Here is a 13,217-nt window from a genome sequence, read left to right on the forward strand (position 1 = left end):
CCCGGGAAGTGAATCATGTTCACCTAAAAAATCTTTGTCATGCCTAACATAGCTATCATATCCTCAAGTGTACGTATTGGAAGGAACAGCCACCGCGTAGCTTTATTCTTTCAAAACTATCTGCTGCAGAATGCCCTGGCTACAGTGGATCTTTTGGATTTGTATTTATACAATTTCCCCGTCTTTGATGAAAGGTTGCGGTTGATGAAAGATCCTTCTCCGGAAATACTGGACTTTGCAGATAAGATCACCAAGGCGGACGGGGTGATCATTGTGACGCCGGAATATAACGGAGGTTATCCTGCCAGCCTTAAGAATGTAGTGGACTTGTTATATGCTGAATGGAAAAGAAAACCTATTGCTATTGCTACGGCCTCCAATGGCCAGTTCGGAGGCACCCAGGTCATGACCTCGCTGGTATTTTCATTGTGGAAGATCGGTGCCTGGGTAGTGCCTGCCATGTATCCCGGACCCAAGGTGCAGGAAGTTTATGATGAGAAAGGAATCCCCGTGGACAAGGAAGGGGTGAATAAAAGAGCTAAGCCCTTTATCGATGAATTGCTTTGGTGTATTGAGGCTGGTAAAAAAATGGCTATAAAATAAGGTTGGCATGCAGTCTATTGAGACGTTGATCCTGCTGATGTTATTGATTGTGGGATGTTCCATTTTTGCCCGCAGGCTCAATATCATATTCCCTGTATTATTAACTGTTACAGGATTGTTGCTTAGTTTAATACCAGGGTTTCCTAAACTATTTCTTGATCCCGCTATTGTTCTGCTGGTTTTTTTGCCGCCAATTTTATATTCTGCCGCATGGAATACCAATTGGGTCGATTTTAAAAAAAACATTGAACCTATATCGACTCTTTCCATTGGCCTTGTCATTGTTACTACAATCGTCATAGGATTTGTGGCTCGTGCCTTACTACCGGGGTTTACCCTGGGCATGGGCTTTTTATTAGGTGCTATCATTTCTCCTCCGGATGCGGTTGCGGCAACATCGGTGTTTAAACATATCAAAATTCCCAAAAGAATTGTGACCATACTGGAAGGGGAAAGCCTGGTAAATGATGCCAGTGCCCTGATCACATTCCAGTTTGCTTTGACTTCCATTTTTATCGGTTCCTTTTCCCTTTCAGGTGCCATTGGTCAATTTATCATGACTTCAGCCGGAGGTGTAGGCATTGGTTGTCTCGTGGGTTACCTGTCATTGGTGATGCATAAAAAATGGAAGATGGACACGGCTATTGAAACCGGTTTAACCTTTGTTACTGCCTATGGCTCCTATGTGCTGGCAGAGGAATTTCATTTTAGCGGTGTATTGAGTGTGGTTGCCGCAGGTTTATTTGTAGGCAATAAGCAGGCAAAGATCCATAGCGCCAAAATGCGCCTGCAGTCCATAGCTGTATGGAATTTCACTGTGGTGCTGTTGCAGGGCCTCATTTTTATACTAATTGGTTTGCAACTGCCCTTTATTGCTTCCGGCATCAAAGACCAGTCCATCCTCCATATAATGAAGCTGGGGGCCATCATTAGTTTAGCGGCTATTCTCATCAGGTTCATTTTTGTATTTGTTATAAATTTCCTCACCGGAAAGGTCAGGTCAATGCTTAAGATGAAGCCTCTATTTCCTTCCCGGAAACATGATTTTGTTGTAGCCTACGCAGGTATCAGGGGTGTTGTTTCAGTAGCCGCAGCGTTTTCCATTCCACTGTTCCTGCAAAATGGCAGCCCTTTTCCACAAAGAAACCTTATCCTGTTTATTGTTTTTTGTGTCATCATTTTTACGCTTGTGCTTCAGGGTTTGACCTTGCCATGGATCATCCGCAAACTTGATTTTTCGGTTTACCTAAAAAGAAGGCAGGAAGCTAATTTTGTTTTGGCTTCCTTATCACAGGCTGCACTGGATCATGTGGAGGACATTATAAAGCTGGAAAAGCTGGATACGGAAGCAGCCCATCATGTTCGGGATATTTATACAAGAACCATCAACCAGTATAGCGACTGTAATACACAGGATGAAATAGAACAACGAAAAGTTTCCAGGCTGCTGATGCTGGAAGCCGTCAAAGCAAAGCGTAAAAAACTCCATGACTTAAGGCAGGAAGAGGATCTTGATCATGAGTTGTTCCTTGAACTCCAGAATGAGTTGGACCTCGATGAAGCCCGCCTGTTAAAATTAAAGATCAATTAAGCGGTAGTTGAATGCCATAAAAGCGGTAACAGGATTTTGAGATATTATTGCATTCATCCCAATCTGTAGATTTGTATTCTAAGATTATAAAAGAACAGGCATGAATCTCTATATTAAGAACATGGTTTGCAACCGCTGTATAGCAGCAGTTGAACATGAGCTGGAAAAACTTGGTATTGATTCCTGCAATGTATCACTGGGTGAAATTGAATTAAAGCAGGAGCTATCAAAAGATAAGATTGAAGAATTAGGCAAAAACCTCCAGTCTTTAGGATTTGAATTACTCGATAATAACAAAAGACAGTTGATCGAAAAGATCAAGAATATCATTATTAAACAGGTTCATTATAATGATGATGAGAACAGGAAAAACTTTTCAGATATCCTGTCAAATACTTTACATAAAGATTATTCTTACCTCAGCGGACTTTTCTCTGAAGTGGAAGGCATTACTATAGAAAAGTATATCATTAACCAAAAGATAGAGAAAGTGAAGGAGCTTATCATTTATGATCAGCTGAGCCTCAGCGAGATTGCATTTCAATTAGGGTATAGCAGTGTAGCGCATCTTTCCACCCAGTTCAAAAAAACAACGGGTCTTACTCCAAGTCATTTTAAAAAGGTAGGCAATAGCAAACGTAACCCTCTTGATAAAATATGAGTTTATAAATATGAAAACTTTTTCATTTTTAATGCTTCTCTGCATGGTGCATCTTTGTCTTCCTGCCCAAATGGTGAATGATCATGTCATTACCATTGGTAAAGGCCAGGTTCCCTCGGTGGCAAAAGACAGGTCCAATATTATTCATGTTGTATATGGTTCGGGAGATAGCATCATGTATGTCATGTCAAAAGACGGTAAGTCATTTACAACACCTTCCCTGGTCTCAGTATTACCGGGGCTTTTTTCTTTTGCTATGCGTGGCCCCCAGGTGGCAGTGTCTTCCCGCGGCCTGATCATCACTGCCTGTACCAAAGAAGGCAATATTTATGCTTATACCAGGCTGGCAAAAGATTGGACGAGGCCAGTAATGCTTAACCAGCAAGCTGGATCCGCAAAAGAAGGACTGATGGCACTAAGTGCAGATAGGAATATTGTTTTTGCAACATGGCTCAGTGTAAATATTCCCAAAGGACAAAAGTTAATGGGCATTCGTTCAGCAGATGGTGGTAGAACATGGAGTAAAAACCTGTTGGTTTATGCATCACCGGATCAATCAGTATGTGAATGTTGTAAACCTTCAACTGTTGTAAAACAGGATAAAGTATATGTTATGTTCCGCAACTGGCTGAATGGAAACCGCGACTTATATATCACCACTTCATTTAATGGCGGCCATACATTTAAGAGTGCTTCGAAACTTGGTCAGGGAAGCTGGAAACTTTCTGGTTGCCCAATGGATGGAGGTGGACTTGCCGTGAACCAAACAGGCGATGTGCGTACTGTATGGAGAAGGGAAGCCACTATATATTCCGCCTCACCAGGTGAAACTGAAAAATCTTTAGGAGAGGGTCGTAATTGTACCCTGGAAATAATAAATGGCAACTCCATCTATGCCTGGACCCAAAATGGGGAAATGATCATTGCCCTTCCTGGAGGGATTAAAAAGAATATAGGTAAGGGATCTCTTCCCCAGTTAAAAGCGGTCAATGATAACCTGTTGTTTTGCGTCTGGGAAAAGGATAAGCAGATCCAGTCAATGCTGATCGGTTTGTAATCATTAAGGCTCAACGACATATAGTATACCTACTTCACATTTTTGATTTTGCATAGATCAGGCAACTCAAAGCACCCGGGATACGTATCTAGTTAAAAAAGGTCAATGAATACCAACATTACATCCAAAGGATTGCTTCTGATCCTTGCCGTGAGTCTTCTGATATCATGCAGTAAAGGCGGCAGTACAAATACTCCATATGGTAATAACACCAATAACAACACCAATCCACAAACTACAGGTGGTAATACCATTTCGATTTCCGGAATGAGCTTCGCGCCGGCAAGTTTGACCGTAAAGGCGGGAACTACTGTAACATGGACGAATAATGATAATATGTTGCATACTGTAACGGCCGATGATGCCAGCTTTTCAAGCGGTGATATGAATAACGGAAGTACTTATAGCCATACATTCAGCACTGCCGGAACCTATGCCTATCATTGTAATTATCACCCGGCAATGAAAGCCTCCGTCGTTGCTAACTAAAATGAAAAGCCAGGGCTACTTCCATTCCAAAAAATACCTGATCGATTTGTACACAGCAATTAACCGTGCCCTGTGAAAATAACCTCATTAATGTAGATACTGAACGGAGCATAAATGGAAATCATTTAAAAGAGTAAGGATGAAAGTAAATGGCTTATGTATCAGGTTGGGATTGATACCTGTAATAATGTTCAGTTGCATGCATTCAAAAATTCAACCTGCGGAGGAAGAAATTATTCCTGTTGCCACCATCAATATATTTAGTCCCACCAGCGGGTCCATATTGCCATTGAATGATTCCTTGTCCATCAGGGCACAGGCCATTTCCAATGCTCCACTCCATGGATACGATCTTGTAATCAGGAAGGCTAATGATACAACGGTTTACCTCTTTTCGCACGTTCATGATCATGAAGGTGATACCATCACTATTGATCAGAAGTGGAAAGGCTTATTGCAGGGCCCAGCCAACCTTGAAGCTGAGATCACGGTTTACCTTGATCATGAGCTGCACAAGAAATCCGAAAAGGTAAGTTTTAGAGTAGAATAGTTTCCTGGCTTATTCCGGTACATGGTTTTTAGCAGGAATAAGCTTTATAATACCATTCGATTTCGCGTTGAAGATTTTTATTAAGTTCGGGATAGCTATTATCACTGCACATCCATTCTCCTTCCACCTTAAGCATAACGATCTTTTCTGGCCTGTGACCAAAGCCTTTTATTCCTTTTTTATGAACCAGTGTATACAAATGCCAGTCATCTGTATCTACCAGGTATAAGGTAATAACTTCAGGTTCTGTGGATGATACCAGGAAATTCATTGATTGATTACTAGTACTAATCTATAAGTGAAACAGCCTCAAAAAGACTGATTGTGATCATTTATAACACTGATTTACACGCTATATACATGGAGTTATATAAAATGGCAGTTTTGGATAATTATCATGCGAGGCGATGATATAAATCATGAGATCTCTTAGATAAAATGAAGTGCTTTGCACCGTCAATAGAAAGATTGTGACTATTTTCAGAGAATCCCTGATTCCTTAATGAAAAACTTATAGCAGTATCCAATCGATGAATATTAGTTTTGTAGCCGGAAAACTGTATTGCCCCTCCCGAGGGGCTTTTTTTATTCCAAGTCAATAACAGCTCAGCTCTATCCTTTGATATTCAGGCGCTTTTCCAAATCTTCCACCGCCCGGATCCTTGAACATTTCGGGCAAATATCCTTTTTGTCAAGAGCAGTCAGAGGATGAATAGAACAAGTATGCAGTTTCATCACCTCAGCTTTCATTTGTTCTTTCGTTGACCGGTTCACTGACTTGCTCAGGTAAATGTGCACCGGGGAGCCTTGACGGTTATTGGTCAGCCTTATCGAATGTTGATGAAGTTGTACAGCTTCAGCCTTCATTTTCTCTTTGCCGGAAAGCGAACTGCTTTTATTGAAACTATTACATTCATTGCATAAGTTATGGTTACAGGGGTAATTGGCCCGGGCCTGGAAAAGAGGGAGCGGAAGAGAATCTGTATTTACAACTATAGATTGTGCTGTTAATGAACCCCATGCTAATAAAGAGGTCAATATGAATAGGGTAGCTTTTTTCATCTTTAAGGTTTGATCAACAAAAAAGACAGGGACAAGATTTAAACATCATGGCAGTTCAAAATTACTATTATGCAAGAGAATGCCGGCATTCACCGACAGTTCATTTCCATAACTTTATTATAGGGTAACAAAATGTTATAATTCACTGTAAAGTTGTTTGGTTATAGCATACCAATATTTACCTTTCTACCTTTGGGCTCCTGAATGATAAAGGTCATTGGATAGAATTGGAACAGTTGATTAACTTTATGCTTTAATGAAGAAGCTTCTTGTTATAATGCTCATGCTGGTTTATGGTTTTTCCACTACGGGGATGACCCTCCAGTTGCATTATTGCTGTGGCAAGTTAAAATCTGTTGAGTTGGCGCCGGTGAAGGATCCCGGCTGTGGCAACCAGCATAAAATGGGCTCAAAGCCGTGTTGCGAAACAAAGAATATCAATTCAAAAAGCAAGGCAGACCAGGATACTTACCAGTTGGTTTACAAGATCTCCAATCCTTCCACCCCGGTTATATTTTTAACACACAGCACTGACTTACTGGTTACATCCAGTGAGTCAAAGGATGTCTTCCGGGGATATACTTCTCCTCCCATTCATTCCCGCGCACTATTTTTAATGAACAGGGTATTCAGGATCTGATACAAAATTGCAAAGGCATACTACTGCTAAGCGTAATTATTGTTGATCCAAAAAATACCATAATGTTAGTCATTAAACGAACTTCTTTAGTTATACTATTATTAGTTAGCTACCTGTTCATGCATGCACAGCAATCTGCTGTTAATACAAGTTTTAAGGTAGCAGGTGTTTGCATACAGTGTAAGCACAGGATTGAAAAAGCTTTAAAAATAAAAGGTGTTCAGTCGGCGCAATGGGATATCCCTTCGCATACTTTAGCTCTTACCTATGATCCATCATTGGTTAGCCTTGACCAGGTTCACCACAAACTGGCCGAAGCAGGTCATGATACCGAATTGGAAAAAGCCAGGGATGAGGCCTACAATGCGCTACCTGAATGTTGTCATTACCGGGAGATGACCCCGGAAGCAGCCATTGCGCAGGCTGATACTTCAGATAATACAGTTCTCAGGGGTATTGTAGTTGAAACAGGCAATGGACAGGTGAATCCCCTTGCCGGGGCTACCCTTAGTTGGGCCGGTACCCCGGTAAGTACTGTTAGCAATCCCCATGGCGAATTCATGCTGAAGCGCAATGCGTCTGTCGGCAAACTGGTAGTTAGCTATGCAGGCTTTGCTACAGACACAGTTTCTATAGGGGCATTGAACGATATCCAGGTGAGCCTGAGTAAAAAGGAAAATTTATCCAATGTGATCATCACTGCCAGGCAGCGCACCAGTTATATTGATGGTTATGATCCATTCCGGACAGCCATCATCACCAAAAAGGAGTTACTGAAAGCCGCCTGCTGCAACCTTAGTGAAAGCTTTGAAACAAATCCTTCTGTAGATGTTTCCTATAGTGATGCGGCCACGGGCTCAAAGCAGATCCAGTTATTGGGACTGGCAGGCATCTATACGCAGCTCACTGTAGAAAACCTTCCTGGACCAAGGGGCATCGCTACCCCCCTGGGATTAAACAGCATTGCCGGTCCCTGGGTTGAATCCATTCAATTGATCAAGGGCACAGGTTCCGTGGTCAATGGATTTGAAAGCATTGCTGGACAGATCAATGTTGAATTGAGAAAACCACAGACCAGTGAAAAACTCTACCTGAACGGTTATGTAAACAGCATGGGTAAATCTGATGTTAACCTCAATTGGGCGCATAAGATCAATAGCAAATGGTCAACAGGTTTATTGTTGCACGACGATTTCCTCCATTCAAAGCAGGATTTTAATAAAGATGGTTTTAAAGACCTGCCCACTGGAAATCAATTCAATGCTGTGCATCGTTGGCAATACATGGGCGAGAATGGGTTGATGGCCCAGTTTGGAGTGAAAGCGCTTGTGGATGATAAAACAGGTGGAGCGTTAGATTATGAATCTTCGAAGGATAAATTATCAACCAACAATTATGGCCTGGGAATTAAGACCCATCGCTATGAAGCTTTTGGAAAAATAGGGTATGTATTTCCTGAAAAAATGCATAAAAGCATCGGGCTCCAGTTATCGGCATTTGATCATAGGCAGGATGCTTACTTTGGTTTGACAACGTATGATGCACGCCAGAAAAACTTTTATACCAACCTGATTTACCAGTCCAGGTTCAGGTCCGATGTGCATAAGTTCAAAACAGGAATGAGCTTTTTATATGATCAATATAAAGAACAGTTGCAGTCAACACCTTATAACAGGACGGAAGTTGTTCCTGGTGCTTTTGGTGAATATACATTCACTCCAAATGAAAAACTGGATGTAGTAGCAGGAATCAGGGCAGATCATAATAACCTGTATGGTTGGTTTGGTACGCCCCGGCTTAATATCAGGTATGCTCCTTTCAATCGTACCACAGTACGTTTGAGTGCTGGCAGGGGACAAAGAACTGCGGATATCTTCGCTGAAAATATGGGTGCTTTAGTGAGTTCAAGGATGATCAGGATAGTTAATCCGGTTTCGGGAAAAGCCTATGGACTTCAACCTGAAGTAGCATGGAATAAGGGCATAAGCCTTGATCAGAAATTTAAGGCATTCAATCGGGATGCATCCTTTGGCGTTGACTTTTACCGGAATGATTTCACCAACCAGGTAGTTGTTGACCTGGAGAATGCGAGGGAAGTTCAGTTTTATAACCTGGCTGGTAAATCCTATTCCAATAGCTTCCAGGCAGAGGTGAACCTTGTTCCTGTAAATAAGCTGGAACTTCGCCTGGCATACCGCTACTTTGATGTGAATACTACCTATAGCGGGAAGTTGTTACAAAAACCACTTACGGCGAAACACAGGGCCTTTGCCAACCTGGCCTATGATCTCAATGGCTGGAAGATGGATTATACTGTCAACTTCACAGGTCAGAAAAGGCTTCCATCCACAGCCTTAAACCCTGATGCATTCAAGCTGGAAGAAAGATCACCTTCCTATGTTACTATGAATGCGCAGCTTAGTAAAACTGTAGGTAAGAAAAAGCTGATTGACTTTTATGTGGGCGGTGAAAACCTTACGGGGTATTTTCAAAAGCATGCCATTGTCTCAGCTTCTGAGCCCTTTGGTGATTATTTTGATGCTTCCATGGTTTGGGGACCACTCACGGGCAGATTATTATATACAGGTTTTAGATACACCATCAAATAGTAATTATTGAAAAGGGAGCAGGCTTAATTATTTAAGCCTGCTCTTTCTATTTTAAGCATTGCTTTTTGTTTACGGGAAGTTTTATCCTGGTAGGTGAACAGGCGCTTCAAATCCAGTATAGGCTTTTCCAGCAAGGTCCAGGATAGCCAGCACAGGAAGTACAACAGGCATCCATTCATCACAAAAAACAGGTACGGGTAATAGTTGGTTTTGATAAAAGGGATAAACCGGTAAAACAGTTCCATTGTCTTACTCCAGAATAAGTAAAAGAACAATACATGGTACAGGTACATGCCATAGCTTACTTTACCTATTTTGATCAATATGGAATTGTTTAAAATTGTCAATATAGTTGTTTGATTATGTTGATTTACCAGGATATAACAGGTCATCCAGGCACCGATTATGGAGTAAAGTATTCTCCATTGATGATAAAATTCCAGTCCGAACCAATCCAGCGTCATGATCAGCAAACTACAAATGGCTGCTATGGATATAAGTAGGTAGGTCCTGCTCAACCGCCCGGGTTTGTATACCACTATCCATGCTAATAGCCCGCCCAGTCCCAATGCATCCAAACAGGTTTGAGGCAATACATAACTGAATTCGGGATCACTGGCTAAGCACTGGCTGGTGATTCCAATGCCAACGAATAAAGAGATAAGGTATAAAAGGTATTTTTTGGGAGTGAAAAGCATAATCAATGGCCATACCAGGTAGAATTGTTCTTCCACAGCCAGCGACCAGAAATGAGGTGTGAGCGGGGGCCAGGATTGTATCCTGTATACATAAAAGTTAGAAGTATAACTAAGGTTGGCCACCAGTTCTTTGTTTGGAAAGGGAAGATTCACCCGATTATGAAAGATCGCTACCAGGAACAGTGTAAAATAATAGGCAGGGAATATGCGCAGTACCCTGCGGATATAAAAGTTTTGTAGAATAAAGGATCGTGAATGATTGTCTGCTTCAGCTTCATTCCGGTTCTCAAGCAGGATACGGGTGATCAAAAAACCGCTTAGTACAAAAAAGACCGTTACTCCAAAAGGGCCGGTCCGCACAGCATTTAAAAAGCTATCCCGTGGCAGCCAATGCCAAATGAGTACAAGGATAACCGCAATAGCTCTTAAGCTATCCAGTGGCTTTATATAGGTAGATCTGCCTATCCCTGGTACAATATACTCTATTAGGATCTTTTACGTTTTGTGAAGGGTGGAATATCCTGATCATAGTTTACCTGGTATCAATTGTTAAAGAGAGGACATATATTATAATTTCTTAATTATTTTTTCTATTCTTGTGGAAGCTACTGCCACCCTGAGATAAAATGAAGTCGCCACCCATAATAAAGCCATACCCTGATGTACCCGGACGCCCCCTCTGGTCCGTAATGATACCTGTTTATAATAGTTCTCACCTGCTTCGTTCCACCCTTGAAAGTATTCTTCAGCAGGCTCCTGGTTCGCAGCAGATGCAAATAATGGTAGTGGATGATGCCAGTACAGATGCCAACGTGGAAGCATTGGTGCAGAAGATAGGCAATGGGAGGGTAGTATATTACCGGCAGCCGCGAAATGTTGGCAGCCTCAAAAATTTTGAGACCTGTATTAATTTGTCACAAGGTCATTTGATACATATCCTTCATGGGGATGACCGTGTGAGAATGGGTTATTACGAAAAGATCGCTTCCCTTTTTAACCGATACCCGGATATAGGTGCCGCCTTTTGCAGATATGATACGATAGATGAAAATGGAAAGGTATTATGGACGCATACAGTGGAGATGGAAGAAGATGGCGTATTGGACAACTGGCTGCTTAAGATCGCCAGCAAACAGCGCCTGCAATTCTGCACCATTACTGTAAAGCGTGAGGTATATGAAAAACTGGGCGGATACTATGGTGTAAACTATGGAGAGGATTGGGAAATGTGGGCACGCATAGCTGCTCATTATAAAGTTGGTTACACACCAGAGATACTCGCAGAGTACCGCATGCATACAGATTCCATTTCAAGTGCCTCATTTGGGAATGCTCATAATATCCGCGACATACGTTGGGTAATTAATACGATCCAGGAACTGGTGCCACAGGGGCAGAGAAAACAGGTGTACAGGGCAGCCAGCAGGCATTATGCGCATTATGCATTGACCATTGCCAATTTACTCTGGCATAAGACAAAAAATAAAAAGAACACTCATTTACAAATATGTGAAGCGCTTAAAATGCACACCGACGCCACCATGCTTCTCAATGCCGCAAAGATCTATACAAAGATGATGATAGGGAGGGTATGAACTGGCGAATGTGGGAAGTTTACAAGTTGAACAGGAGGCAAATGTAAAATGTAATTGCCCTGTAGGCACTTTCCGTGTTTGCTCCATGTACTTATGTTAATTTCTCTTTATCAACAGGTTCCCAAAGTTCAATCTTGTTGCCTTCAACATCTATAATATGAACAAATTTTCCATAATCATAAGCCTCAATTTTATCGAGGATAGTTACTCCTTCATTTTTGAGTTGCTCCACCAGCGCTTCTAAATTCTCAACTCTGTAGTTTATCATAAAGTCTTTGGAAGAAGGCTCGAAGTATTTTGTTGTTTCAGCAAATGGGCTCCATTGGGTAGACCCTTTTTTTGTGGGGTCGTCAGCTTGTCGCCATTCAAAGCTGGCACCATATGGACCCGCGTCCAAACCTAAATGCGTTTTGTACCATTCTTTCATTTTACCGGCGTCTTTGCATTTAAAAAAGATGCCTCCAATTCCAGTTACCTTTTTCATACTTGTCGTGTTAGAATTATTTTGGTTAAAGATTGAAGTAAATCGGTTTAGTGGTAAGGTCTTAGAAATAAAGTTTAAGCGATAAGGTAGGTGTAGAATGTAAAGTTCAGAAATAGTCATTGCTCACTGTCCTCTCTCACTGTTTTTAGAAATAAATGTGAGTACAACAAGCAAAACGTGAGCAATAAAAATATAAAAGGTTAGCATAGCGCTGTATAAGCCGAAAGCTCCAAAAAAAGCTCCGAACCAATTGTCTGTTCCTGCTATCCATCCTACCAGTATTCCGATAGCAGAAACTAAAAAGGAGTTCTTGAGAAGCTTATAAATACATCTTTTTGCTCTTAGCATGCAAAGGATTTGCATTGAAATTACAAAAATAATTAACATAACTTACTTCCTCCGCGAGTCTCCTGAAAGGGACTCGCGGATTCACTGAATGCGTCACTTCACAGACTCATTGTTTCTTCTTAAAGTAGAAAAGACATGAAGAATGAATGTAAGCCTCATTATCTTTTGCTAACATCCACTTGCCCTTTATTAGAAGTGTTCTTATAATTGTTAGAAAGTGTAAATGATTAGGCATGATCACATATCCTACGATATCATTTCCTTCCTTTTTTATTACTTCAAAGAATTTATATACTTAATCATAAGCACCAGCGGTATCAATTAATGGAAGCCAATTATTACAGGTAAATATTATGAAGTATATACCTTTTGATGTTACAGTTGTTTCAATGGCCATAATTCAATTTACGTCATCAAACTAAAACCCGCGAGTCCCTTTCAGGAGACTCATATCTTGCTAAATAATTAAATTACTATAGATATCAAGGCACATTGATACCTCAAATTGAGACTCATATCTTGCTAAATAATTAAATTACTATAGATATCAAGGCACATTGATACCTCAAATTGAGACTAAACAAATGACATTTCACTATGTTGGCGCGAGACATCTTCTTTGTGCCTTTTCTTCCTTAGCCTGAACAGTACTTAAAGATGAAATAATATATTTCAATCTTGAATAAATCATGAGTCAAGGCAGTAGAAGAAATTGATATTATTATTAATGTCCTAAACTTTTTTTATGAATGCTATTCGTTATGGAATCGGCATTGACATGGCTATGGAAAAGTTTGATGCCTGCATTTCAACAATCGATTTACAACAAA

Annotated in this window: 13 protein-coding genes; 9 read left to right on the top strand and 4 right to left on the bottom strand. The window is 40.9% G+C overall.

What is annotated here, in order from left to right:
* Window positions 1-39 precede the first annotated feature (39 nt).
* The 6 genes from BP74_RS16905 (at window position 40) to BP74_RS16930 (ending at window position 4,951) form a co-directional block, all read left to right on the top strand.
* Entirely contained in the window at window positions 40-603 is a 564-nt protein-coding gene (locus BP74_RS16905) for an NADPH-dependent FMN reductase (protein ID WP_496375825.1), read from the top strand.
* A 7-nt stretch (window positions 604-610) separates the two neighbouring features.
* Window positions 611-2,194: a Na+/H+ antiporter gene (locus tag BP74_RS16910; RefSeq protein WP_496375827.1), complete on the top strand. Its 1,584-nt coding sequence runs from the start codon at window positions 611-613 to the stop codon at window positions 2,192-2,194.
* A gap of 100 nt (window positions 2,195-2,294) precedes the next feature.
* A complete protein-coding gene (locus tag BP74_RS16915; RefSeq protein WP_496375829.1) occupies window positions 2,295-2,855 on the top strand; it encodes an AraC family transcriptional regulator in 561 nt (186 codons plus the stop codon).
* Between the two features lie 10 nt (window positions 2,856-2,865).
* A complete protein-coding gene (locus tag BP74_RS16920) occupies window positions 2,866-3,912 on the top strand; it encodes a sialidase family protein (protein ID WP_496375831.1) in 1,047 nt (348 codons plus the stop codon).
* Between the two features lie 105 nt (window positions 3,913-4,017).
* Complete coding sequence (locus tag BP74_RS16925) at window positions 4,018-4,401, top strand: cupredoxin domain-containing protein (protein WP_496375833.1); 384 nt, start codon at window positions 4,018-4,020, stop codon at window positions 4,399-4,401.
* Between the two features lie 199 nt (window positions 4,402-4,600).
* Window positions 4,601-4,951: a hypothetical protein gene (locus tag BP74_RS16930; RefSeq protein ID WP_496375835.1), complete on the top strand. Its 351-nt coding sequence runs from the start codon at window positions 4,601-4,603 to the stop codon at window positions 4,949-4,951.
* A gap of 28 nt (window positions 4,952-4,979) precedes the next feature.
* Here the strand turns inward: BP74_RS16930 and BP74_RS16935 are convergent, their stop codons facing one another.
* Window positions 4,980-5,222 carry a hypothetical protein gene (locus BP74_RS16935; protein ID WP_496375837.1) on the bottom strand — a complete coding sequence of 81 codons (243 nt, stop codon included), beginning with the start codon at window positions 5,220-5,222 and terminating at the stop codon, window positions 4,980-4,982.
* A 341-nt stretch (window positions 5,223-5,563) separates the two neighbouring features.
* Complete coding sequence (locus BP74_RS16940) at window positions 5,564-6,013, bottom strand: hypothetical protein (RefSeq protein WP_496375839.1); 450 nt, start codon at window positions 6,011-6,013, stop codon at window positions 5,564-5,566.
* 256 nt (window positions 6,014-6,269) lie between these two features.
* Here BP74_RS16940 and BP74_RS16945 point away from each other — a divergent pair, with 256 nt between their 5' ends.
* Both BP74_RS16945 and BP74_RS16950 read left to right on the top strand, forming a co-directional pair.
* Window positions 6,270-6,653, top strand: coding sequence for an HYC_CC_PP family protein (locus BP74_RS16945; protein ID WP_496375841.1), 384 nt, complete (start codon window positions 6,270-6,272; stop codon window positions 6,651-6,653).
* A gap of 62 nt (window positions 6,654-6,715) precedes the next feature.
* Entirely contained in the window at window positions 6,716-9,262 is a 2,547-nt protein-coding gene (locus BP74_RS16950) for a TonB-dependent receptor domain-containing protein (RefSeq protein WP_496375843.1), read from the top strand.
* A gap of 23 nt (window positions 9,263-9,285) precedes the next feature.
* Here BP74_RS16950 and BP74_RS16955 read toward each other — a convergent pair whose 3' ends face one another.
* Window positions 9,286-10,452 carry an acyltransferase family protein gene (locus tag BP74_RS16955; protein WP_496375849.1) on the bottom strand — a complete coding sequence of 389 codons (1,167 nt, stop codon included), beginning with the start codon at window positions 10,450-10,452 and terminating at the stop codon, window positions 9,286-9,288.
* A gap of 134 nt (window positions 10,453-10,586) precedes the next feature.
* Here BP74_RS16955 and BP74_RS16960 point away from each other — a divergent pair, with 134 nt between their 5' ends.
* On the top strand, window positions 10,587-11,555 hold the full coding sequence (locus BP74_RS16960) for a glycosyltransferase family 2 protein (protein WP_496375845.1): 969 nt from the start codon (window positions 10,587-10,589) through the stop codon (window positions 11,553-11,555).
* A 91-nt stretch (window positions 11,556-11,646) separates the two neighbouring features.
* Here the strand turns inward: BP74_RS16960 and BP74_RS16965 are convergent, their stop codons facing one another.
* On the bottom strand, window positions 11,647-12,039 hold the full coding sequence (locus tag BP74_RS16965) for a VOC family protein (RefSeq protein WP_496375847.1): 393 nt from the start codon (window positions 12,037-12,039) through the stop codon (window positions 11,647-11,649).
* Between the last annotated feature and the right edge of the window lie 1,178 nt (window positions 12,040-13,217).

Source organism: Flavisolibacter ginsengiterrae DSM 18136 (genome assembly GCF_059568575.1).